This is a genomic window from Streptococcus oralis SK610 (assembly GCF_000257455.1).
Classification (GTDB): Bacteria; Bacillota; Bacilli; order Lactobacillales; family Streptococcaceae; genus Streptococcus; species Streptococcus oralis_CB.
In genome coordinates this window covers 1-22,760 of the sequence record NZ_AJKQ01000017.1, presented here as the reverse complement: position 1 = coordinate 22,760, position 22,760 = coordinate 1, and the positions used below count along the sequence as shown (strand labels likewise).

The 22,760-nt window shown below is 42.6% G+C and carries 22 protein-coding genes and 1 other RNA gene; 1 reads left to right on the top strand and 22 read right to left on the bottom strand.

All coding sequences use genetic code 11. The features are described 5' to 3' along the window. Window positions 1-44: 44 nt before the first annotated feature. The 12 genes from purF to HMPREF1115_RS06510 all read right to left on the bottom strand — a co-directional run bounded on the left by purF (window position 45) and on the right by HMPREF1115_RS06510 (window position 14,060). The gene (gene purF / locus HMPREF1115_RS06560) at window positions 45-1,487 is read right to left on the bottom strand and encodes an amidophosphoribosyltransferase (RefSeq protein WP_000220620.1); all 1,443 of its coding nucleotides are present in this window, start codon (window positions 1,485-1,487) and stop codon (window positions 45-47) included. 12 nt (window positions 1,488-1,499) lie between these two features. Then, the gene (locus tag HMPREF1115_RS06555) at window positions 1,500-5,225 is read right to left on the bottom strand and encodes a phosphoribosylformylglycinamidine synthase (protein ID WP_001042269.1); all 3,726 of its coding nucleotides are present in this window, start codon (window positions 5,223-5,225) and stop codon (window positions 1,500-1,502) included. A 56-nt stretch (window positions 5,226-5,281) separates the two neighbouring features. Next, on the bottom strand, window positions 5,282-5,989 hold the full coding sequence (gene purC, locus HMPREF1115_RS06550; RefSeq protein WP_000043286.1) for a phosphoribosylaminoimidazolesuccinocarboxamide synthase: 708 nt from the start codon (window positions 5,987-5,989) through the stop codon (window positions 5,282-5,284). Window positions 5,990-6,157: 168 nt separating this feature from the next. Continuing rightward, entirely contained in the window at window positions 6,158-7,507 is a 1,350-nt protein-coding gene (comB, locus tag HMPREF1115_RS06545) for a competence pheromone export protein ComB (RefSeq protein ID WP_000801585.1), read from the bottom strand. Between the two features lie 12 nt (window positions 7,508-7,519). Continuing rightward, window positions 7,520-9,673: a peptide cleavage/export ABC transporter ComA gene (gene comA, locus HMPREF1115_RS06540; RefSeq protein WP_000668334.1), complete on the bottom strand. Its 2,154-nt coding sequence runs from the start codon at window positions 9,671-9,673 to the stop codon at window positions 7,520-7,522. Between the two features lie 319 nt (window positions 9,674-9,992). Continuing rightward, complete coding sequence (locus tag HMPREF1115_RS06535) at window positions 9,993-10,163, bottom strand: H354_08695 family bacteriocin-like peptide (RefSeq protein WP_000933509.1); 171 nt, start codon at window positions 10,161-10,163, stop codon at window positions 9,993-9,995. Between the two features lie 28 nt (window positions 10,164-10,191). Continuing rightward, on the bottom strand, window positions 10,192-10,383 hold the full coding sequence (locus tag HMPREF1115_RS12265) for a hypothetical protein (protein WP_013670143.1): 192 nt from the start codon (window positions 10,381-10,383) through the stop codon (window positions 10,192-10,194). 12 nt (window positions 10,384-10,395) lie between these two features. Further along, window positions 10,396-10,572: a hypothetical protein gene (locus HMPREF1115_RS06530; protein ID WP_000180811.1), complete on the bottom strand. Its 177-nt coding sequence runs from the start codon at window positions 10,570-10,572 to the stop codon at window positions 10,396-10,398. Between the two features lie 319 nt (window positions 10,573-10,891). Beyond that, window positions 10,892-11,128 carry an acyl carrier protein gene (locus tag HMPREF1115_RS06525; RefSeq protein WP_000136435.1) on the bottom strand — a complete coding sequence of 79 codons (237 nt, stop codon included), beginning with the start codon at window positions 11,126-11,128 and terminating at the stop codon, window positions 10,892-10,894. 6 nt (window positions 11,129-11,134) lie between these two features. Further along, window positions 11,135-12,127 carry a phosphate acyltransferase PlsX gene (plsX, locus tag HMPREF1115_RS06520; RefSeq protein ID WP_000717433.1) on the bottom strand — a complete coding sequence of 331 codons (993 nt, stop codon included), beginning with the start codon at window positions 12,125-12,127 and terminating at the stop codon, window positions 11,135-11,137. Then, window positions 12,124-12,894 (bottom strand): DNA repair protein RecO, encoded by a 771-nt coding sequence (recO, locus tag HMPREF1115_RS06515; protein WP_000616144.1) that lies wholly within the window; start codon window positions 12,892-12,894, stop codon window positions 12,124-12,126. Before recO ends, plsX begins: the two co-directional genes overlap by 4 nt. Beyond that, on the bottom strand, window positions 12,891-14,060 hold the full coding sequence (locus tag HMPREF1115_RS06510; RefSeq protein ID WP_000366402.1) for a pyridoxal phosphate-dependent aminotransferase: 1,170 nt from the start codon (window positions 14,058-14,060) through the stop codon (window positions 12,891-12,893). The genes recO and HMPREF1115_RS06510 overlap by 4 nt, the downstream gene beginning before the upstream one ends. 151 nt (window positions 14,061-14,211) lie before the next feature. On the opposite strand from HMPREF1115_RS06510, the gene HMPREF1115_RS06505 reads away from it, so the two are divergent. Then, entirely contained in the window at window positions 14,212-15,222 is a 1,011-nt protein-coding gene (locus tag HMPREF1115_RS06505; protein WP_000009126.1) for a YeiH family protein, read from the top strand. Window positions 15,223-15,250: 28 nt separating this feature from the next. On the opposite strand, the gene HMPREF1115_RS06500 is transcribed toward HMPREF1115_RS06505, so the two are convergent. The 10 genes from HMPREF1115_RS06500 to comW all read right to left on the bottom strand — a co-directional run bounded on the left by HMPREF1115_RS06500 (window position 15,251) and on the right by comW (window position 22,554). Further along, window positions 15,251-15,688 carry a CoA-binding protein gene (locus HMPREF1115_RS06500; protein WP_000076495.1) on the bottom strand — a complete coding sequence of 146 codons (438 nt, stop codon included), beginning with the start codon at window positions 15,686-15,688 and terminating at the stop codon, window positions 15,251-15,253. Between the two features lie 119 nt (window positions 15,689-15,807). Further along, a complete protein-coding gene (locus HMPREF1115_RS06495) occupies window positions 15,808-16,776 on the bottom strand; it encodes a ribose-phosphate diphosphokinase (RefSeq protein WP_000010174.1) in 969 nt (322 codons plus the stop codon). Window positions 16,777-16,990: 214 nt separating this feature from the next. Continuing rightward, a complete protein-coding gene (locus HMPREF1115_RS06490; RefSeq protein WP_002882318.1) occupies window positions 16,991-17,485 on the bottom strand; it encodes a beta-class carbonic anhydrase in 495 nt (164 codons plus the stop codon). Between the two features lie 72 nt (window positions 17,486-17,557). After that, window positions 17,558-18,922: a DNA repair protein RadA gene (radA, locus tag HMPREF1115_RS06485; protein WP_198429609.1), complete on the bottom strand. Its 1,365-nt coding sequence runs from the start codon at window positions 18,920-18,922 to the stop codon at window positions 17,558-17,560. A gap of 24 nt (window positions 18,923-18,946) precedes the next feature. After that, a complete protein-coding gene (locus tag HMPREF1115_RS06480; RefSeq protein WP_001109975.1) occupies window positions 18,947-19,450 on the bottom strand; it encodes a hypothetical protein in 504 nt (167 codons plus the stop codon). A 63-nt stretch (window positions 19,451-19,513) separates the two neighbouring features. Next, the gene (locus HMPREF1115_RS06475) at window positions 19,514-19,957 is read right to left on the bottom strand and encodes a dUTP diphosphatase (RefSeq protein WP_000701996.1); all 444 of its coding nucleotides are present in this window, start codon (window positions 19,955-19,957) and stop codon (window positions 19,514-19,516) included. 54 nt (window positions 19,958-20,011) lie between these two features. Further along, window positions 20,012-20,110: signal recognition particle sRNA small type (gene ffs, locus HMPREF1115_RS11855), an RNA gene on the bottom strand. Between the two features lie 32 nt (window positions 20,111-20,142). Continuing rightward, window positions 20,143-20,610 carry a tRNA adenosine(34) deaminase TadA gene (tadA, locus tag HMPREF1115_RS06470; RefSeq protein ID WP_001110099.1) on the bottom strand — a complete coding sequence of 156 codons (468 nt, stop codon included), beginning with the start codon at window positions 20,608-20,610 and terminating at the stop codon, window positions 20,143-20,145. Between the two features lie 200 nt (window positions 20,611-20,810). After that, window positions 20,811-22,097 carry an adenylosuccinate synthase gene (locus tag HMPREF1115_RS06465; RefSeq protein ID WP_025170992.1) on the bottom strand — a complete coding sequence of 429 codons (1,287 nt, stop codon included), beginning with the start codon at window positions 22,095-22,097 and terminating at the stop codon, window positions 20,811-20,813. Between the two features lie 223 nt (window positions 22,098-22,320). Then, complete coding sequence (gene comW / locus HMPREF1115_RS12260; RefSeq protein ID WP_025170991.1) at window positions 22,321-22,554, bottom strand: sigma(X)-activator ComW; 234 nt, start codon at window positions 22,552-22,554, stop codon at window positions 22,321-22,323. Between the last annotated feature and the right edge of the window lie 206 nt (window positions 22,555-22,760).

Below are 22,760 nucleotides of genomic sequence, written 5' to 3'. Positions count from 1 at the left end.
TGTCATCTTCTCTTCCTTTCCTTTCATGGAGAGTCTTTATCCGTCTATTTGTAAAAACTGGTCTTTTCATCCAAACTTCTACGATAGTCTTCTTCATAGTCGTAGAGAGGAGTTGGGTAGTCGCCGTCAAAGTAAGCGACACAGAGACCACCATTCGGCGCATCTGTTTCGATGCCGATAGAATCAATCAAGCCATCAATCGAAAGATAGGTCAGGCTATCCGCACCAATGATTTGGCGAGTTTCTTCGACCGTATGATTGGCCGCAATCAGCTCCTGACGCGTCTGGATATCAATCCCGTAAAAACATGGATAAGCTAGCGCTGGACTCCCAATAGCAACATGAACCTCAGACGCACCTGCTTCTTTCAAAAGCTGAACGATACGGCGAGAGGTCGTCCCGCGAACAATGGAATCATCAATCATCACCACACGTTTGCCTTTGACAACGCCCGAAACAGCAGACAGTTTCATCCGCACCCCTTGCTCCCGCAATTCTTGAGTCGGTTGGATAAAGGTGCGTTGCGTGTATTGGTTTTTGATGAGACCCATTTCATTTGGCAGACCAGATTCTTCTGCAAATCCCATAGCTGCGCTGAGTGAGGAATTTGGCACACCGACCACAATATCTGCTTCGTGCTTGAACTCACGCGCTAATTGCGCTCCCATACGTTTGCGTGCAGTATGGACGTTGACACCATGGATATTAGAGTCAGGACGGGCAAAATAGATATACTCCATAGAGCAAATCGCCAACTGGGTATCATTCGTATAGCTATCGTACTGAATCCCATTGTCATCCACAATCACAATTTCCCCTGGTTTCACATCACGAATCCACTCGGCACCAATAACTTCAAAGGCACAGGTCTCAGATGAAACCACAACTGCTCCATTGGCCATTTTCCCAATAGAAAGTGGACGGAAACCATTAGGATCAAGCGCAGCAATCAACTTGTCCTCAAACAGCAGGATATAAGCAAATCCACCTTTGACAAGGCTGAGCGCCTCTTTGATTTTGCCCATCAAGTTCGGATTGTGACTCCGACGAATGAGGTGGGCCAAGATTTCCGAGTCCGAAGTTGAACTGAAAATAGCGCCTCTTTGTTCCAATTCTTTCTTGAGCGATTCAGCATTGGTCAGGTTTCCGTTATGAGCAAGTCCAAACTGCATATCATGAAAGCGAAAGAGGAAGGGCTGGATGTTGTCAACAGAAGCTTCACCAGCAGTCGCATAACGCACATGCCCAATCGCGCTCGTTCCAGTCAGTTTATCCAAATTAGCTGGGTTTCTGAACACTTCTGATAAAAGCCCCATGTCACGATGACGCTTTAGTTTCCCTTGATCATTGGAGAGGATTCCTGCCCCCTCCTGACCACGGTGCTGAAGACTGTGGAGCCCAAAATAGGTCAATTTAGCAGCATCTGGATGTCCCCAGATACCGAAAACACCACATTCTTCATTAAGAGATTTTACTTCGTATGTCATTTTTTATACCTTTTATTTCCCTGTGAAATAACGTACAGCCGACGCAAACAGGTGCTGGTCTTTATTCCCTGGAATGTTTTGGAAAAGACCGTCTTCATAACGTTCTGAGTGTCCCATTTTACCGATGATTTGACCATTCTTGCTAGTAATTCCTTCGATGGCATTTACCGAACCATTCGGATTGTACTTAGAATCCATGCTTGGTTTGCCTTCAAAGTCAACGTATTGGCTAAAGATTTGGCCATTGTCACGGAGCTCCGCAAATTCCTCGGCCGTCACAACAAACTTCCCTTCACCGTGCGATACTGGGATGGCATGGATATCGCCCACTTGTACTCCAGCCAACCATGGTGAGTTGGTATTGGCAATCCGAGTTTCCACCATCTTGGCCACGTGCTGGTTGGCATCATTGTAGAAGAGGGTTGGACTAGTGCTGCTTGCATCCTCGAAGTTTCCGTATGGAAGAAGACCTGATTTGACGAGGGCTTGGAATCCATTACAGATACCGATAATCAAGCCACCACGAGCGATAAAGCTATCAATCGCTGCACGCACTTTTTCATTAAGAAGGATATTGACAATAAACTTAGCTGATCCATCTGGCTCATCCGCAGCTGAGAATCCACCTGCAAAGAAGAGAATGTTAGCCTTGCCGATGTTGTCAACCATAGTTTCAACTGACTTGACAATAGCCTCTTCATTCAAGGTCACGAATGGCACCAAGTTAACCTCTGCACCTTCTTTTTCAAATGCCTTGGCTGAATCATATTCCGAGTTGGTTCCTGGGAAGACTGGGATGTAAACCACTGGTTTTTCAATAGTTTCTTTAGCTTTAATCACAGCATCTGATGCCACAGCTGGTACTTCAGCCAATTCTTTTGCTTGGGTAAATTCTGTTGGGTAAACTTCTTCTAATTTTCCTTGGAAGGCACTGTCAAGCTTGTGTCCATCTAGCTTCACACCGTTGACAAGGAGTGTAAAGTCTGCTTTCGTTTGACCAATCTTCTCAACTCCAATGATTTCTTCAGGAGATGTGAAGACAAATCCGCCTAGCTGAGCTGTCAAAGAATTTTCAAGTTCAGGCAGGGTTACCTCTGCACCGATATGATTTCCAAAAGTAGCAAGAGCCAAGCTTTCAAGAACACCACCATATTTAACAGCTGATGCAGATGTCACTTTGTGAGCCTTTTGAATGCCTTCAAACTTGGCAAAGTTAGACTTAATCAAGTCAAAATCAATCTCTGCAGATAGGGCTTGACCTGGGATGTAGTAGATGTTTTCACCAGCAGTCTTGAACTCAGGAGAGAGGACCTTACGGCTATCTGCCGTCGTCACCCCAAAGGCAATCAAGGTTGGCGGTACAGTCAATTCTTCAAAGGTACCAGACATAGAGTCCTTACCACCGATAGATGGCAAGCCAAGCTGAATTTGTGCTTCGATAGAGCCTAGAAGAGCTGCTACCGGCTGACCAAAACGCTCTGCTTGTTTATCCATCCGCTCGAAATACTCTTGGTAAGAGAAGCGAGCCTTGGACCAGTTGGCACCAGTAGCAACCAAACGAGCAGTTGCTTCGATAACCGCATAAGCAGCACCGTGGTATGGAGACCATTCTGCCACATAAGGGTTAAAGCCTTGGGCCATGACTGACGCAGTGTGAGTCACACCGTGTTGAACTGGCAATTTCTGCACAGATGCCTCAGTTGGTGTGAGTTGGTAGCGACCACCAAGTGGGTGATTGACTGTTGAACGACCGACCGAACAGTCAAAAATAGTTTGCAATCCTTTTTGACTCGCATGGTTGAGGTCCGATAGAACCGCAAGGGTATCAGCTTCAAGTGTGTCAGTACTTGTTGTGCGTTCTTCTGGGAGTTTGACATCCTTGTCCACAACCTTGGCATCAACAACTACGCGCACACCGTTTGTATCAAGGAAACGACGTTCCAAGTCGACGATGGTTTCACCATTCCAGTGCATGACAAGATTTGGTTTTTCAGTCACTGTTGCCACAACAACCGCGTCAATGTTTTCTTTATTACATTCGGCAACGAAGGCATCTACGTCTTGAGGACGCACCACAACTGCCATCCGTTCTTGTGATTCAGAGATAGCAATTTCTGTACCGTTCAAACCTTGGTATTTAAGAGGAACCTTGTTGAGATCGATTTCAAGACCGTCTGCCAATTCACCGATAGCCACACAGACACCACCTGCTCCAAAGTCGTTGGATTTCTTGATGAGACGAGTGACATCACCATTGCGGAAAAGGCGCTGAATCTTGCGTTCTTCGATGGCATTCCCTTTTTGAACCTCAGCACCGGCAGTCTCTACAGACTCAACTGTTTGAACCTTAGAAGATCCTGTCGCACCACCGACACCATCACGCCCAGTCTTACCACCGAGCAAGATAATCACGTCACCGGCTTCCGGTTTTTCACGGACTACATTTTCCTTAGGAGCAGCACCGACAACGGCACCCAACTCCATGCGTTTAGCTACAAAGCCTGGGTGGAAATACTCACGAACGTAGGTCGTCGCAAGCCCAATCTGGTTACCATATGAAGAATAACCGTGAGCCGCTGTTTTAGAAATGACCTGTTGTGGCAATTTACCAGCACGAGTTTCTGAAATCGGTGCTGTAATATCTCCAGCACCTGAGATACGCATGGCTTGATAAACATAGGAACGACCTGACAATGGGTCACGAATAGCACCACCGATACAGGTTGCAGCTCCACCAAATGGTTCAATTTCCGTTGGGTGGTTGTGGGTTTCGTTCTTGAACATGAGGAGCCAAGGTTCCTTGGCCCCATCAACATCCACCTCGATTTCGACCGAGCAGGCATTGATCTCGTCAGACACTTCCATGTCGTCCAAACGCCCATTAGCCCGTTCGTAACGACCGAAAACAGTCGCCATATCCATCAAGGTTTGTGGTTTTTCAGAGCGTCCCAATTCCTCACGCATAGCGATATATTTATCATAGGTTGCCTGTAATTGTTTTTCAAATTTAGAAGCTGAGAAGTCGATATTCTTCAACTCAGTCTCAAAAGTCGTATGACGGCAGTGGTCAGACCAGTAAGTGTCCAAAACCTTAAGCTCAGTCTCAGTTGGCACGCGCCCGATTGATTTAAAATAGTCTTGGATAAAGAGCAAATCGTCCACTTCCATGGCCATCCCTTGCTCTGCCTTGTAGCGGGCAAAGTCTTCTGCCGTATAGCTTTCAAAGAAAGTCAATTTTGGAATGGTCTTGTCTGACTCTGAAAATTCCTGCTTGGCAATCCCTGTCGTGATGTCCTTGAAACGAGAATCCACTGGATTGAGCAGATAGTTCTTGACCGCGTCCAACTCAGTCGCATCAATATCTTTATTAACCAAGTAAAGTTGAGCTGTGTTGACCGTCACATCACTCGAACTTCCCAGCAAAAGCAAGGCTTCCTGTGAAGAAGCTGCACGCTGATCAAACTGTCCTGGCAGGCTTTCAATGGCAAAGAAAGCATAGTTGGCAAGATCCGCTTGCACGGCCGCTTCGTCCAAGACACGGTCTGTTACCTGCTCAGAGAAGATGTGTTTCTCTGCGGGTGCAAACAAGTCCTCTGCCAAATCAAAGACATCATAAACTTGCACAATGCGAATACTTTTCAAAGTTGACAGTCCCAAGTTGTGCTGGAGCTCCCTTACCAAACTCTCTGACTTGACCTGAAAATCAGCCTTTTTTTCAACAAAAATACGTTTATTCATCAATTCTTATTCCTTTATTTCAGCTCTTGCAATGTTCCCAAACGACCTTGAAGATGTTATTTTAAACCTTGCAACTTTTCCCAGACAATCTCGTAAACGTCAGTCAATTCACCTAGTCCTCTACGGAAAACATCCTTGTCCATGTGGTTGCCATCTGCATCCCACAAACGGCAGTTATCTGGTGAAAATTCGTCTGCCAAGATAATCTTGCCATCCTTATCAAAACCAAATTCCAGTTTAAAATCGATTAACTTAAGACCAATCTCAGCAAACCAAGCTTTCAAGAGCTCATTGATACGACGGGTTTCTTCTTTCAAGTAGGCAATCTGCTGGTCATCCGCAATTTTAAGGAATTTCACATGCTCGTCATTGATAAAGGGATCATCCAAATCATCATTTTTATAGTAAAATTCGACAATTGGAGTCTCAAATGCAATACCTTCTTCGACGCCAAAACGTTTTGAAAAGGAACCAGCCGTGTAGTTGCGGAGCACAACTTCCAAAGGAATAATCTCAACCTTTTTATTGAGTTGTTCCGTATCCGAAAGCTTCTCCACAAAATGAGTCGCTACACCAGCCGCATTTAATTTCTCAAAAATAAAAGATGAAATCTGATTATTTAACACTCCCTTGCCCGCAATCTGCTCCTTCTTGACACCGTTAAAAGCAGTTGCCTGGTCCTTGTAAGTTGAAATAATGAGATTTTCATCCTCAGTTGTATAGATATCCTTAGCTTTTCCCGAATAGATCAGTTGTTTTGACATTTTAAAGTTCGCCTTTCGTTTTACTTGAGCACATTCTACCACAAAAGCATGGAAAATTCAAGGTTTTTACGAATAAATAACATTTTCCTATTTTAAGCGTAAAGAAAAACTGCAAGATGAACTCTTCTTACAGTTTTAAAATCATTTATCCTCTGAAAAACACGAATATTACCCTTTATTCAAAAATTGATCCCAAAAATAACGGAGATAGCTTTTCTTTCCCGTAATCATCTGCAGGCGGCCTTCTAAACCATAGCGAAGTTTTTCAGCCTGCTCAGAAGTCAGATGGGTCTCCGCCTCAATTTTAAAGAAATTCCCTTTTTCAGTCTTTGTAGCTGTCGCATCGATACTTGTAATCGTAGAATCCAGGAAAATTTGATTCTTCGCATCATTAGTCGTAGTATAACGAACAGAGTCCCCAATCTTGACTCTAGCAACATCTTTTGAACTGAGATAAGCTGTGAGTTTGGTTTTCCCTTCTTTTTCCAAGGATGGGTAGAGTTGGGCTAGCAGGGTTCCTTCTGCGACCATCGTAGATTCACTAGTCTCAGGATTGAGGTGAAGCACCCCATCCTCACTTGCTGTAATCTTCCCTTTATCTAGGAGACCTCCCTGTACCTTCTTACCCGATTCCGCCTCCAAAATTTTCTGATCCAAAAGAGTTAATTCCTGACCGACTTTGACTAAGTGCTGAGATTTGAGCGATTCCAGTTGACTATCCAGTCCCGTTGCATGAGCCTGTTGAGCTCCAGAACCCGCATACTGTACACGATACGTAGCTAGACTGGACTCTAGCTGAGCAATTTGTGCATCCACTTGCGCAATAACTTGCGATTTAGCTTGCGGATCTTCTTCACCTTGATTTTTATAGGTCTGATAAAAAGAGTAGGCTGGATTCTGACTATCCAGTTGATCCCCTGTTTCAATCGCCGACTTAGCTGTTTTATAATCTCGAATTTTATCCTGTGTTTGACTGATAAGATTGCCAATCTCGGTCTGGCTCTGACTTGCTGCCGCATTCTGCGAGGAGATGTTGGCATTTTGCTGCGAAACATTGCTCCTAAGACTACTAGCTTGGCTGAGATAGTCTCGAAACATCTCCTGATATCCAAACTTATCCGCCTCTGGAAATTGATCACTCCCCTCCTTCAAACTGGATTGCAAATAACCCAGCTGCTTTTTTTGATCCTTTAACATCTCCAACTGATTGGCGTATGCTTCAGCTTGAACAGCTTCCGCCCCTTGCTGGTACTGAACGAGTAGATCACCCTGCTTGACTAGTTTGTTCTCTTCTAGATAATTGGCCACAATGCGTTGGTTGCTAGTCGACTGGATATTGGCAATGATCCGACTAGGTTCGACAGTCGCTCTGGTAGACAAACTAATCTCCTTCTCTGCAAAAACTGCAAATCCTAGTAAAAACACGAGCAGAAGTGACATAGGTAAAATCACCCGACTGGAAAAATTATGATAACGACGATTATAAAACTCCGCACTTTCTAAAAATTCTGGTTTCATCCTCTCCTCTTTCTAGCTATTCACCAAATGGGCGTAAAAGCCATCCTGTGCAAGCAAGTCTGCATGGGTACCTTCTTCGACAATCTTGCCCTGATTCAAAACAACAACCTTTTCTGTCCGCTCAGCAATGGTCAAACGGTGGGCGATGAAAATCAAGGTCTTGTCTAAAGCCATGAGATTATCGACAATCCGCTTTTCTGTCAAGATATCCAGACTACTAGTCGCCTCGTCCAATATCAGAACAGGCGCATCCGTTAAGAGAGCACGCGCCAAAGCAATTCTCTGCCGTTGCCCCCCAGAAATACCTGCCCCATCCGAAGTCAATTCTGTCTGATAATTCAGTGGCATGCGCTCGATATCCTCCCGAATCTCAGCCAATTCAACTGCTCGTAAGATATCTTCCTGCGTCGTCCCCTCCTTGGCTCCAAGGAGAAGATTCTCCAAAATCGTTCCGTTAAAGACATAGGGCTGTTGAGGCAGATAGTTGATGTACTGGCGCAAGGCTTTTTTATCAATCTGATTGAGATTGACACCACCCAGACTAATCTCTCCCTGACTAGGGTCGTAAAAATTAACCATCATCTTGGCCAAGGTCGTCTTACCTGACCCTGAAATCCCGACAAAAGCTACCTTAGAGCCTTGAGGAATGGTCAAATTGATGTCCGACAAGACGTCACGACCATAGCCATACTTATAGTGAACTTGCGTAAAGGTCATATCTCCCTTCATCATGCTCAAATCTTCGACCGTTTTCTTCTCCTCAAACTCCGAAGCGACCAGATAGACCTCGTTCAGACGGTTATTGGCGACCTGCGCTGTCTGAAGCTTGGTTTGCAGGTTAATGATATTTTCCAAAGGATTGGTAAAGTAAACAAGCAAAGTATTATAGGTAATCAGCTGGCCCAAACTCATCTTGCCATCCATGACCAGAATAGCTCCCAGCCAGAGAACAGCAACATTGAGCAGGAGCTGGGCAACTTTTTTCAGTGCCTTTTGCTGGCTTTCTGCCCGACTATAGGTAAAAGATTTTTTCAGATAAGCCACAAATTCCTTGTCAATCTTTTGATAGCGCGAACTCTCACTGGTCAACGACTTAATGGTCTCAATACCGTTGATGTCCTCGATGATAGAAGAAGACAGAACCGCATTGGCTTCCATAGTATCCCGATTCATCTTTTCAAAAGGCTTCATAAAGGCAAAGATAATCACTGTATAGATGGGAAGCGCAAGTAGACTAATGAAAAAGAGCGTCATATTTTGTGAAAACAAGACCAGCGAGATAATCAAAATCGTCGACACATCTAGGAAAATCGACAGAATGGTCGACGCCAGCGCATCGATGATACTGTTAGCATCCGTAAAACGAGATACAATCTCTCCTGTCCTACGTGTCGCGAAAAAGGACATCGGCAGGTGAAAAACATGCTTGATGTAGGACAAAATCACATCAATCGACAGCCGTTGCCCCAGAACAAGTAAAAGATATTCCTGCGCATAGGACAAAATCTGCTGGAGGATATAGACGATGACTAGTCCTATTGAGATGATACCCAGCGTCGAACGCATCTGGTCTGGTACGTAACTGTCAATGATAGACTGCAGATAATAGGAGCCCACGATATTGATCAGGGTTACCAAGAGTGTTGCCAAAACGATATTAGCAATCAAGTCACGCTGTTTGAGTAAGATTGGCAAGAAGGATAGGAGCCCCTGTTTTTTCTCCTTATGGGGTTTATAGTCTGGAGACGGAGCCATAAAGAGACTGACTCCTGTCCATTCTTGCGCAAATCGCTCACGGGAAATCTTGGTCAGCTTAACACCTGGATCTGGATCAGCGATATGGATTGTCTTCTTATCCTGACCTGTCACCACATAGTAGTGGAGCAATTTCCCTTCCTTGAGCACATGAGCCACAAAAGGAAAGGTCAAATCTGGCAGATCAAAGAGCGTCATATCCGCCTTGATAGCTCGCGTTTCAAAACCAACTTCCTCTGCCACTTTTACAAGACCCAAAGCAGTCGTCCCATCCATAGTCGTCTTAGCTAGTTCTCGTAGATAAGCCAAGGAGTAATAACTACCATAGTAGCCAAATACCATGGCCAAGGAAGCCACGCCACAATCCATCTGATCCACTTGGGGACGATAGTGCCTTTTCCCAAATTTCATATCCATCTCCTTTTTTCTAATAATCTCTTAAAAACTTTGTAAGATTATTTTAACCAAATAAGGATAAAAACAGGAAAATATTCCCAAATAAACCATTTATGCACCTAAAACGCACTTTCAAAAGCATAAACTATCATTTAAATGTAAAAAGCAGAACAAAAGTTCTGCCTGCTTAAAGTAACCGTTAAAAAATGAATGTCTAGAAATAAACTATTCTGAAATGATATTTCTATAAAGTAAGATAACTGTCATCAAGAATGATGAAATCGTAGGTATATCAAAATATTCAAACTACGTAGGTAGATTTATTTTGTTTATATTAGCCACCTCTCGCTGCTGACTGATAACCATTATAGGCACCCCAAGCTAGGAGTCCGAGAGAAACAATTCCTCCACCAACGAAAAGTAGCACTCCCCCGCCATCTACTTCTTGTAGTTCAAGATCGCTTAAAGTTGGATAGTTTTGTTCCAACGTTTGTAAATTTAACATATTTCCTCCTTCATTTTACTAATAAAAATTAATGTTCTTTCAACATACCCACAATAATCATTAATACACTCAAGAAAAACGCAGATAGCAGTCCTTTAGTAGTACTATTAAAAAAAGGTCTGTCAAAAACAAAATAATTATATGCAGATAATCCTAAACCAATAGCAGTTACTACTATTGTAATAACGAATAGTATAATCCAAAATGTTTTTTTGCTCATATTTATCAAAAATTATGGATGAGTAATATAATAGAATGTTTTGCCAGCAGCTTCACCAACTTGGTAAATTCCCCAACCAATTGCGATACCTACAGAGACCATCTCCCAAGCAATCCCCCCATTCACATCCGTCAACTCTTCTTCTGTAAGAGCTGCAAAGTTCTGTTCCATTTTGTCAAAGTTTGTCATCTTTCTTCTCCTCCATATTTTTCTATATATCTAATCTTTAACCTCTAAGCCACTTAAATAGCCAGATTGGGTAAATTACTGAAATCATTTTCTTATCTCCTTCCCTTTTTCTTCTTACCTATCTATTCGAAAAACAATTCGAAAACGAACAATTCATTCATTTTTATTTTAAAAACCACTTAATGAACCATGGATAAAAACCAGTAACATACATAAACGTTCCTCCTTTTTCTTTCTCATCTCTTTATTCGCAATTTCTACTAAAAGTTTCTCTTTTTTCTGCAAATAAAAAACAACATGACTTGCATGTTGCTTTTGGCTATTTTTTATCTTTAATAATCGCTACTACATCCGCTACACTTTGAAGTTGATCGATTTCCTCATCAGTGATTTCGATTCCAAATTCATCTTCTAGTGTCAAGACAAACTCCATCAAGTCCACTGAGTCCGCATCTAAATCGTCTTTCAAACTCAAGGCCTCTGTTACGGCAAAGTCTTCTCCCTGTCGCTCTTGGATAATGGTTACAATACGGTCAAAAATTTCTTTTTCTGTCATCTTTTTTTATTCTCCTGAAAATTCACGCGCAGTCTGAGCAACTACGTCTGTTTCTAGCATGGTACGAATCTGACGAATCGTACTGTACACAGCATTGGCATCACTTGAGCCATGAGTTTTTACAACTGGCGCCTTGACACCAAACAAGACTGCTCCTCCAACATCTGAATAGTTGAGCTGTGTCTTCAACCCCTTAAGACTATCCTTAAGAAGTAGAGCACCTAGCTTCGCTCGAAGGCCACCACCCGTAATAGCATTTTTAAGTAAGCCCATGATTCCCAAAGCTGTACCTTCAATAGACTTGAGCACTGCGTTTCCCGTGAAACCATCTGTTACTACTACATCAGCCACTCCATCCATCAGGTCACGCGCTTCTACGTTTCCGATAAAGTTCAAACTTTCATCAGCTACTAGCAAGTCATATGTTTCCTTACGAAGCGGATCTCCCTTGCTGCTTTCTGTTCCATTGTTTAGCAAACCAACACGTGGTTTCGAAACCCCACGAACATTTTTCGCATAGAAGGAGCCTAGAACAGCGTATTGGTGGAGGTGCTGGGCTGTGTTTTCTGCATTGGCACCGAGATCGAGCATGTCAAACCCTTTGCCATCGATAGTCGGCAAGGTAGACATGAGCCCTGGACGATCGATATTCTTGATACGACCCACAATGAAGAAGCCTGCAGCCAACAAGGCACCTGTGTTCCCAGCTGAGAGGACAGCGTCTGCTTCTCCCTCCTTGACTGCCTTGGCTGCTAATACCATGCTGGCATTTTTCTTCTTACGGATAGCTTTTGTCGGCTCATCGTCTGAGTTAATTTTCTCATCCGTATGGATAATGCTGACACGCTCTGTCGCTGTTAGATATTGCTTAATCTTACTTTCATCTCCGTAGAGCTGAATCTCAATATCTGAAAAGTCAGCAAGGGCTTGGTTGACACCCTCAACGATGGCCTGAGGTGCGTAATCGCCCCCCATGGCATCTACTGCGATTTTTTTCATTTGTCTTCCTCTTTTAGTAATTGTCCCCAGTCGGCTAGGGAATCAATAAATTTCTTTGATTTCAGGTGAATCCCGACGTACTCTTCGTAGAGTTGATCCATAAACTTGCGTAGCTCTTGCTTGATTTCTGCCTTAAGCGAAATGGTCTCCAAGGTTTCAAAATCAATGGCTTGAAATTGATTGAGCAGATAAGGGATATTGGGATTTAGATGACAACGTTTCTCGTCCTCATGGTAATGGTCTGGACAGAGGCAGGCTACATATTTGAAAGAAAAGTCAAAGGCCTGACCTACCCGATGGCAAAAGACACACTCATTAAAATTGAGGCTGATTCCAAATCGAGTCAAGATTTGAATTTCAAAAATATTGGTTAAAACCTGATAATCTATGCCTGCTTCCATCAACTCCAGAGTTTTCCTCAAGAAAGCAAACAAGGGAGCATCCTGCTGATTATCCTGCAAACTAGCATCTGCAAGGGCAGCCACATAGGTTGCATAGGCCATGACAAAGAGATCACTATTAATCTTGGGAAAGGTCATCACCTCATGGTAGTCCTCGATGTAGCTAAGCCCATCATCATTGATGCGCAAGAGAAATCGTGCCAACACCAAGGGCTGAATAACCGGAGCTAGTTTGGACTGGCCAGCGTGTTTAACGAAGAACATGCGCTTGCCCGCCTGCTCGGTAAAAATTTTGACTAGCTTGTCATCCTCACGAAAGTTTCGATTGTAGAGCACCAAGCCTTGACTCGTGATAGACTGAATCATGCTTCTCTCATGTACTCCTCAAGTCGTTTCATGGCCTCTCTGATCGTTTCCATGCTGGCTGCATAAGACAGACGCACATAGCCTTCTCCGTAACGCCCAAAGGCGGCACCAGGGATAAAGGCAACAGCCTTCTTCTGAGCAAAATCCTTCAGAAAAGCAAAGGAGTCTTGATTGTAACCTGCTGGAATCTTAGCAAAGATATAGAAGGCACCGTCTGGTTTGATAATTTCAAAACCAAGAGCAGTCATCTTTTCGATGATATAATCTCGACGCTGGATGTATTCCTTCTTCATAGGCTCTGCGTCGTTTTTACCAGCGGTCAAAGCCTCCACCGCAGCATGTTGAGCCATGGTATTTGCGGCAGTAACCAAATATTGGTGACTCTTGATTAACTGAGCTGTGAAAGCTGCAGGAGCAAAGATAAAGCCTAAACGCCAACCTGTCATAGCATGCGATTTAGACAAGCCATTGATAATAATAGCCTGGTCTCTCAGCATAGTTCCCAGAGATACATGGGCTTCGCCTGTATAGGTTAATTCTGAGTAAACCTCATCACAGACAACAAAAATCTCATACTTGCGTAAAACGTCTGCCAAGGCTTCCAACTGCTCCCGACTATAGGTAATTCCTGTCGGATTGGCTGGATAGTTGAGAATAACTGCTTTGAGCTTGTCCCCTTGCTCCAAAATGGCCTTTTCCAACATTTCAGGAGTCAAGACAAAACCATTTTCAGTTGTATCAATCTCGACAATCTCTGCCCCAACTAGATTGACAATCGGTTCATATCCTGGATAGGCAGGAGCTGGCAAGAGCACCTTGTCCCCCTCTTCCAAAATAGCTGTCAAAGTAGCAGATAAAGCCTCTGTCGCCCCAATTGTAACCAAGATTTCATTTTCAGGATGATAATCTAGCTGGTACTTTTCTTTTACAAAGTCGCTAGCAGCCTGGCGCAAGGTCAGTAAACCGCTCATCCCTGTATAGTAGGATTGGTTCTGATCAATGGCTCGCTTAGCTGCTTCCTTGACATGATCTGGCGTTGTAAAATCAGGTTCCCCCAAGGTCAAACGCAAGACCCCAGGAATCTCTGAAATTGCCTGGTCAAACTGGCGAATCAAGGAAACTTGAATCTTGTCTAACTGTTTATTAAAGCTCTTGGTTAAGTCCATAGATATCCCCCTTGCTTACAGAACATAGTACTATTATACTACAAAAGCTCCCTGACCGCAAAATCCATCTGAAACCTGCATTTTTCACTTTCTGTTTTACTTTTCTTCTCGACAGGAGTATAATAATAAATGCTTATTTTCGGAGGTTTATATGTCATTTTTATCAAAAAATGGAGCAGGCATCTTTGCCTGCCTTCTCATTTCTATCGTATCTTGGTACTTAGGAGGATTCTTTCCTGTCATTGGCGCACCCGTTTTTGCCATTTTCATAGGAATGCTCCTAAATCCCTTTCTCTCATCCTATAAACAACTGGATGCTGGATTGACCTTTAGTTCTAAAAAATTACTCCAATATGCCGTTGTCTTGCTTGGTTTTGGTCTCAATATCTCGCAAGTCTTCGCAGTTGGGCAATCTTCACTCCCTGTTATCCTCTCCACCATTTCAATAGCCCTGATTATTGCCTACCTCTTCCAGCGCTTCTTTGCACTGGATACAAAACTGGCTATCTTGGTTGGAGTGGGATCTTCTATCTGTGGTGGCTCTGCCATTGCTGCTACAGCACCCGTTATCCATGCCAAAGAAAAGGAGGTTGCCCAAGCCATTTCCGTTATCTTTTTCTTCAATGTCTTAGCTGCGCTCATCTTTCCAACTCTGGGAACCTGGCTTCACTTATCAAATGAAGGCTTCGCCCTCTTTGCAGGAACTGCAGTCAATGATACTTCTTCTGTGACGGCTACCGCCAGCTCCTGGGACAGTCTTTATCAGACCAATACCCTTGAGTCTGCAACCATTGTGAAACTCACGCGCACCTTAGCAATCATTCCCATCACACTCTTTCTCTCCTACTGGCAAAGTCGCCAGCAAAAAAACAGCCAAGATTTCCAACTAAAAAAGGTCTTCCCACTTTTTATCCTTTACTTTATCCTGGCTTCTCTCTTAACGACTCTTCTCACCTCTCTCGGTGTGTCTAGTAGCTTCTTCATCCCTCTCAAACAACTCTCCAAATTCCTCATTATCATGGCCATGAGTGCTATCGGTCTCAAAACCAATCTGATTGCTATGGTCAAATCCAGCGGTAAATCCATTCTTCTTGGAGCCCTTTGCTGGATTGCTATCATCCTCACCAGTCTTGGCATGCAGGCATTGATTGGTATTTTCTAACACAAAAGGTAGCCTACTGGCTACCTTTTTATTGCTCAAGAATTAAGCGTGTGTGTTCTCTCTTGATACAGCGATTCATCACGATGTCATCGCATCCTCCAGCACGCAAGATTTCTTCCGCTTCTAGACTTTCAAGTCCCAGTTGTGCCCAAAAAATCTTAGCATCAGCCTTGAGAAAATCACGCGCCACATCTGGTAAAAACTCGCTCCGTCGGTATACATTGACAATGTCCACAGGAAAAGGAATCTCAGCTAGACTGGCATAAGCCTTCTCTCCCAAAATTTCCCCACCTGCAGCCTTGGGATTAACTGGAATGATTTTATAGCCCCGAGCCTGCATTTCCTTGGTCACTCGATTGCTAGTTGTTTCTTCACGATCGGACAAGCCCACTACCGCTAACGTTTTACTGGTCTCCAGATACTGACGGATCACACCATCACTTGGATTGATAAATTCTTGACTCATAGAAATCCTCCTTTTTTCTCAGTATAGCATATTTTGAAAAGGCTTGCAGATTTTGACTATAAAAATCTCCTAGCAAGAAAAGAAACCTGCTAGGAGTTCTGTCTACTTCAAGTGAAAGATTAAATCTTTTTCTCAATACAAAATAGGGGAGAAAGAGGACGTTTTTCGTGGATACGGATAATAGCATCGCCCAGAAGATGAGCAATCGAAATTTGTTCAATCTTATCAATCAAACGCTCTTCTGGTAGGTAGATAGTATCCAAAACAACCAATTTCTTAATAGCTGATTTTTGAATATTATCCATAGCTGGCCCTGAAAGAACTGGGTGCGTACAGCTTGCATAAACTTCAACAGCACCTGCTTCAGCAAGAGCGTCTGCCGCATGACAAATAGTTCCAGCTGTATCGATCATATCGTCAATCAAGATACAAGTCTTACCTTCTACCTTACCAATGATGTTCATCACTTCACTGGTATTCATCTTATCTACACTACGGCGTTTGTCAATAATCGCAATCGGAGTTTTCAAAAACTCTGCCAATTTACGAGCACGAGTCACCCCACCATGGTCTGGGCTGACAACCACGTAGTCAGAGCCAACCATGCCACGACGTTCAAAATAGTCCGCAATCAATGGAGCACCCATCAAGTGATCTACGGGAATATCAAAGAATCCCTGAATCTGTGCAGCGTGCAAATCAATCGTCAACAAACGATCCACACCAGCCACTTCTAGCATATTTGCCACAAGTTTTGCAGTGATTGGCTCACGCGCTCTCGCTTTTCTATCCTGACGTGCGTAGCCATAGTAAGGCATAACAACGTTGACAGATTCTGCACTAGCCCGCTTCAAGGCATCTACCATGATCAAAATTTCGAGCAGATTGTCATTTACAGGTGAGCTCGTTGATTGTAGGATAAAGACGTGTTTTCCACGGATTGATTCTTCAATGTTGACCTGAATCTCCCCATCCGAAAATTGGCGAACAGTCGATTTCCCCAACTCTATCCCAATTTCTTGCGCCACACGCTCTGCCAATTCTCTATTAGAAGAAAGGGCAAACAGCTTTAAATCAGAAAAAGACATGATTTCCTCCGGTATTTATGTATCACTTGTTTTTTACACAACATTTTCCATCTACCATTGTAGCGCTTTTTCCTTTATTTTTCAATCAAAAATAAAACAAGAGCAAACATTTATACCCTCGTTTTATGCTATTTTATATTAGCTATATTAAAACTAAAAATCCTACATTTTAACAATCAATTTTATGCTAGGATGAAATTTTTTCGAGACAAAGTTAGCATACTTCTCTCATACTTCCTGTATCCACATCATAGACAGCACCTGAAATAACCACATCATCAGGAATCAGTGGAGATTCTCGAAGCAATTGCATATCCTCTCTCACACTCTCTTCAACATCCTGGAATGGTAAAAAATCTTGATCAGACACATCAACTCCGAGCTCGTGTTTCAAATGTTCATGAAAACTTTCATTTTGAAAGGTTTGAGCTCCACAGTCTGTATGGTGAAGCACCACGATTTCTCTTGTCCCCATTTGTTGCTGGGAAATCACCAGTGAACGAATCATGTCCTCAGTTACTCGACCACCCGCATTCCGCAAGATATGGGCATCCCCAAGGGCCAAACCTAGAGCTTGCGCAACGTGCAGACGTGAGTCCATACAGGTCACAATAGCTACTCTTGTTTTGGGTTTAAGTGGCAGATTTAACTGCCCATGTAGGGCAACATAAGCCTGATTGGCTTGCATAAACTGTTCAAAATACGACACGATTCCCTCCTCAAAAATTTGATAATCAAATATTTCTCCTATCTTATCATTTTTAAGAGGATTTGTCACGGATTATGCAAAGACCTTTTTCAAAACTTCCTGAATAGTCGTCACACCAATAACTTCAATTTCCTTGGGTGGAGTGATTCCTGTCAAGGAATTTTTCGGTACATAAATCTTGGTAAAGCCCAGTTTTGCCGCTTCATTGATACGTTGTTCGATACGATTCACGCGCCGAATTTCTCCGGTCAAGCCCAGTTCACCCACAAAACATTCCTGAGGATTGGTTGGCTGATCCTTGTAACTAGAGGCAATAGCCACTGCAACGGCTAAGTCAATGGCAGGTTCATCCAGTTTGACACCACCAGCAGATTTGAGATAGGCATCCTGATTTTGCAAAAGAAGCCCTGCTCGTTTTTCCAAAACAGCCATAATCAGACTCGCACGATTGAAATCAAGACCTGTCGTTGTGCGTTTAGCATTTCCAAACATGGTTGGTGTTACCAAAGCCTGAACCTCCGCCAAAATCGGACGCGTCCCTTCCATAGTTACCACGATTGATGAACCAGTGGCTCCATCCAAACGCTCTTCTAGGAAAACTTGACTCGGATTGAGCACCTCAACCAATCCGCCCGACTGCATCTCAAAGATGCCAATCTCATTAGTGGAACCAAAACGGTTTTTGACCGCTCGTAAGATTCGGAAGGTATGGTGACGCTCCCCTTCAAAGTAAAGCACCGTATCCACCATATGCTCCAACATACGAGGACCTGCTAAGGTCCCTTCCTTGGTCACATGCCCTACGATAAAGATGGCAATGTTATTGGTCTTAGCCAGCTGCATAAGCTCAGCGGTCACCTCACGCACCTGAGACACAGACCCCTGCACCCCTGAAATCTCAGGAGACATAATAGTCTGGATGGAGTCGATGATGAGAAAGTCTGGATGGATTCTCTCTACCTCTGCGCGAACACTCTGCATATTAATCTCTGCATAGAGATAAAACTCACTATCAATATCCCCCAAGCGCTCTGCTCGTAACTTAATCTGCTGGGCAGACTCCTCCCCACTGACATAGAGAACCGTACCCACTTGGGACAGCTGAGTCGATACTTGTAAAAGAAGGGTTGATTTCCCAATCCCTGGATCCCCACCGATAAGAACGAGACTCCCCGGTACCACACCTCCACCAAGCACACGGTTAAATTCCTCCATCTCGGTCTTGGTTCGATTGACATTAATAGAAGTTACTTCAGCCAGTTTCATAGGCTTGTTTTTTTCACCTGTCAAGGACACACGCGCATTCTTTACTTCTGCAATCTCGACCTCTTCTACAAAAGAAGACCAAGATCCACAGTTGGGACAGCGTCCTAGATACTTAGGTGAATTATATTCACAATTTTGACATACAAATGTCGCTTTTTTCTTTGCGATGATTCTAATCCTCTCATTTTAAAATTTCTAATTTTTCACATTATCAACTATCTTCTTTAAAACAGTCAATCCGCCATCATCTGCATAAGCATAATACTCTCCATCCGGACTAAAACCAAAAATATACGGTAAATAACCTTTATAAATTTGTGTTCTAGTTTCTCTATTCTTTTCCCAAAAAATGGTTAAAATCGGATACTTTCCAGATTGATCTTTCTCCATTGTAACTTGGATGTCTTCCCCATTGTCCAAAGGGAGACTTCCACCATATTGTCCCGCAATAGAAATGGGAGACTCACACCCTTCATACATGGCTATTAATTCCGTCTCATCATAATCCCCATCTATAGGAGTTACCTGATTATTTTCACTGTCAATAATTGACATATATTCTGAAGAAATGCAAAGAATTTTATAATAAGCTCCCGGAAGAAAAGCTAAGTAAAGAAAACCTCCAATACTGATATTATAAATTTTCTTATACCCTTGACAATTCTCTGGAGTAAAAGATTGAAAGTCTGTATAATTCATTTCATTATTCTTCTTTCCATCAGTAAATTTTATCTATTTTTGTTTGGGAAACAGATCCGTATCTTAGTGCCCTGTTGATCCAAATCCACCTGTCCGAACCCCGTCTGCCTCATCTCCGTCTGCAATTAAGAAAGGCGCAAAGACAGCCTGAACCACACGTTCACCTACTTCAAGTATCACTTCCTGATCCGTAATATTTTTCATCTGCGCAAAGATATGTCCCTCATTCCCGGGATTGCCATAATAATCCCCATCAATAACACCAACAGAGTTGATCAAGACTAGACCCTTCTTACGAGGGTTTGAAGAACGATCATAAAGATAGAGCACTTCTGTCGGTTGCATATAAGCCTTGACCCCAGTTGGAACGAGAACAATCTCTCCCGGAGCGATCACCGTACGCACGGCAACCTTTAAATCATAGCCAGCCGCATGCGCTGTCTCACGTTTCGGTAGCAAACTCTCATCTGTAAAACTCGAAACCAATTCAAAACCACGAATTTTCATATTTTTCTCTTTTCTATAATCATTTATTCTAGGCTATTTTATCTTATTTATTCGAAAAAAGCACGAAAAAAGAGCACACAATTCACATCGCTTAGGGCTGCTGGATTCCTCCCCTGACCCGCTTCACGCAGAACTGTTGCTCCACTATTCATTATACCACATTCCCCTCGGTTTTTAAAGAGAAATTATTTTTTCCGTCGATTTCGGAAAAAGTCCTGCATAATCGCTGCACACTCACTCTCCAAAACTCCCGTTTCAACCTCTACACGATGATTGAGACGCTCATCTGTCAAAATATCGTACAAACTTCCAGCTGCACCAAATTTCTGATTCTTAGCCCCATAGACCACCTTTGGTATACGAGCTAGCCCAATTGCCCCACTACACATCACACAGGGCTCAATGGTCACAAAAAGGGTACAATCCAGCAGACGCCAACTTTCTTCACTCACGTTCGCATTCTCTATGGCCATGATTTCTGCATGCATAACCGCCCGTTGCAACTCCTCGCGCGCATTATGCCCCCTACCAATGATTTCTCCATCCTTGACAATCACACAACCAATTGGAATTTCATCGTGTTCTAAGGCAATCTCAGCCTCTCTCAAAGCCTCTCTCATAAAGGCTTCTTTTTCTTCAACTGTATAATTCATCGTTCTTCTCTTTTTCTACTTGTCGATTTTATTATTATATCATGATTCTCAACACAAAAAAAGCCACCGAATGCGGTGACTTAATAGGGAGATTATTATGAAAAAGAAAAGTTTAGGATATTTGTTACAACAAGTTAGGAGGTCTTCTTGTAACTGTCTATAGTATACCCAACCTGTCTTAAACTAATCTTAAAAATCTCCTATGACCAAACACTTTCTAAAATATTGGTTTGTTCACGACCAGGACCTACTGAGAATGTCGAAATGCGAACACCAACCAATTCGCTTACACGACGAACATAGTTGCGTGCATTCTCAGGAAGATCTTCCAAATTACGAACTCCAGTAATGTCTTCTGACCAACCAGGCAATTCCTCGTAGATTGGCTTGCAGCGTTTCAACTGCTCAAGGCTAGCAGGATAGTAATCAATACGTTGACCATCAAGATCATAGGCCACACAGATTTTTACAGTATCCAAACCACTCAAAACATCGATAGAGTTCAATGAAAGATTGGTAATACCAGATACACGACGACTATGACGCATCACAACTGAGTCAAACCAACCCACACGACGTGGACGACCAGTTGTTGTACCATATTCATGACCTACTTCACGGATGCGATCTCCCACTTCATCAAATAATTCAGTTGGGAAAGGTCCGTCTCCTACGCGACTCGTATAGGCTTTACATACACCTACAACCTTGTCAATCTTACTTGGACCAACACCAGACCCAATTGTCACACCACCAGCGACAGGGTTTGACGAAGTAACAAATGGATAAGTACCTTGGTCAATGTCCAACATAACACCTTGCGCACCTTCAAAAAGCACACGTTTGCCATTATCAAGCGCATCGTTCAAGATAACAGATGTATCTGTCACGTATTGCTTGATTTGTTGGCCATACTCATAGTACTCGTCAAAAATATCATCAACTGAAATAGGGGTGCTATCATATAATTTTTCAAACAGACGATTCTTTTCCGCAAGATTACGTTCCAAACGCTCACGAAAAATTTCTTTATCCAAAAGATCTGCAATACGAATTCCAACACGAGCAGCCTTATCCATATATGCTGGACCTATTCCCTTGATTGTAGTACCAATCTTATTGTCACCCTTAGCCTCTTCTTGCAAGCGATCCAACTCAATATGGTAAGGCAAAATAACATGCGCACGATCAGAAATACGCAAGTTATCAGTTGTCACACCTTCCTCATGAAGATAGCTCAACTCTTTCACAAGGGATTTGGGGTTTACGACCATCCCATTCCCAATAACAGAGATTTTTTCAGGAAAGAAAATTCCAGATGGAATCAAGTGCAACTTAAATTTCTTACCATCAATCACAATCGTGTGACCAGCATTATCACCACCTTGATAACGAGCAATTACCTCTGCATTAGCTGAAAGAAAATCTGTAATTTTTCCTTTACCTTCATCACCCCATTGGGTACCTACAACAACAACTGAAGTCATAATAAAATTCGTCTGAGCTACTAGGAGCTCGTCCTTTCTCATATACATGGCAGGAATTTCACCCGCAATTATATCTTACAATTTATTATAAGAAAAAAACACTATTTTATCAAGAAGAAACAGTAGAAAAGATTTGGAAATTCTTCCATTTCTAAATACAGAAGCCTTTGATCATAAGCTAATTCTATATTTTTTAAAATATATCTATAACAATCGTTCGTAATTATGATAGAGTTGTACCACCTTGCAGTAATTTATCTAGATATAGACGATAAGCTGTTCTAAAGTGATATAGAGAAAAGTCCCTATCACTTTTAATTTTAAATCGGATTAAGTAATATAGTAAAAAACGAAGATGAAGTGATTCCCACTCTGAACAACTCTGCCCTAAAGAGGCATACTCTTGTTCAACTAGTTTCAAAAAGACAAATGCTCGGTCATAAAATTTCTGAAGCATATAAAAATTCCCTTTCTTATTAGTAACACTAGTCTAACAGAAATAAGAACTAAAAAAACTTCAAATCCTATAAAAGAAGAATTTAAAGCTAAACGAACTAAAAATAAAATAAAGAGGTAATTATAGATTTTAAAATTAAGATTTGAAATTTCAACAGTCTACTATATTAATAAATAAAAAAACGCTCAATTGAACGTTTTAATCTA

Bases quoted from the DNA above. Each gene is read 5' to 3' on its own strand.
- purF (WP_000220620.1), bottom strand. From the start codon at position 1,487: ATGACATACGAAGTAAAATCTCTTAATGAAGAATGTGGTGTTTTCGGT.
- HMPREF1115_RS06555 (WP_001042269.1), bottom strand. From the start codon at position 5,225: ATGAATAAACGTATTTTTGTTGAAAAAAAGGCTGATTTTCAGGTCAAG.
- purC (WP_000043286.1), bottom strand. From the start codon at position 5,989: ATGTCAAAACAACTGATCTATTCGGGAAAAGCTAAGGATATCTATACA.
- comB (WP_000801585.1), bottom strand. From the start codon at position 7,507: ATGAAACCAGAATTTTTAGAAAGTGCGGAGTTTTATAATCGTCGTTAT.
- comA (WP_000668334.1), bottom strand. From the start codon at position 9,673: ATGAAATTTGGGAAAAGGCACTATCGTCCCCAAGTGGATCAGATGGAT.
- HMPREF1115_RS06535 (WP_000933509.1), bottom strand. From the start codon at position 10,163: ATGTTAAATTTACAAACGTTGGAACAAAACTATCCAACTTTAAGCGAT.
- HMPREF1115_RS12265 (WP_013670143.1), bottom strand. From the start codon at position 10,383: ATGAGCAAAAAAACATTTTGGATTATACTATTCGTTATTACAATAGTA.
- HMPREF1115_RS06530 (WP_000180811.1), bottom strand. From the start codon at position 10,572: ATGACAAACTTTGACAAAATGGAACAGAACTTTGCAGCTCTTACAGAA.
- HMPREF1115_RS06525 (WP_000136435.1), bottom strand. From the start codon at position 11,128: ATGACAGAAAAAGAAATTTTTGACCGTATTGTAACCATTATCCAAGAG.
- plsX (WP_000717433.1), bottom strand. From the start codon at position 12,127: ATGAAAAAAATCGCAGTAGATGCCATGGGGGGCGATTACGCACCTCAG.
- recO (WP_000616144.1), bottom strand. From the start codon at position 12,894: ATGATTCAGTCTATCACGAGTCAAGGCTTGGTGCTCTACAATCGAAAC.
- HMPREF1115_RS06510 (WP_000366402.1), bottom strand. From the start codon at position 14,060: ATGGACTTAACCAAGAGCTTTAATAAACAGTTAGACAAGATTCAAGTT.
- HMPREF1115_RS06505 (WP_000009126.1), top strand. From the start codon at position 14,212: ATGTCATTTTTATCAAAAAATGGAGCAGGCATCTTTGCCTGCCTTCTC.
- HMPREF1115_RS06500 (WP_000076495.1), bottom strand. From the start codon at position 15,688: ATGAGTCAAGAATTTATCAATCCAAGTGATGGTGTGATCCGTCAGTAT.
- HMPREF1115_RS06495 (WP_000010174.1), bottom strand. From the start codon at position 16,776: ATGTCTTTTTCTGATTTAAAGCTGTTTGCCCTTTCTTCTAATAGAGAA.
- HMPREF1115_RS06480 (WP_001109975.1), bottom strand. From the start codon at position 19,450: ATGAATTATACAGACTTTCAATCTTTTACTCCAGAGAATTGTCAAGGG.
- HMPREF1115_RS06475 (WP_000701996.1), bottom strand. From the start codon at position 19,957: ATGAAAATTCGTGGTTTTGAATTGGTTTCGAGTTTTACAGATGAGAGT.
- tadA (WP_001110099.1), bottom strand. From the start codon at position 20,610: ATGAATTATACAGTTGAAGAAAAAGAAGCCTTTATGAGAGAGGCTTTG.
- HMPREF1115_RS06465 (WP_025170992.1), bottom strand. From the start codon at position 22,097: ATGACTTCAGTTGTTGTTGTAGGTACCCAATGGGGTGATGAAGGTAAA.
- comW (WP_025170991.1), bottom strand. From the start codon at position 22,554: ATGCTTCAGAAATTTTATGACCGAGCATTTGTCTTTTTGAAACTAGTT.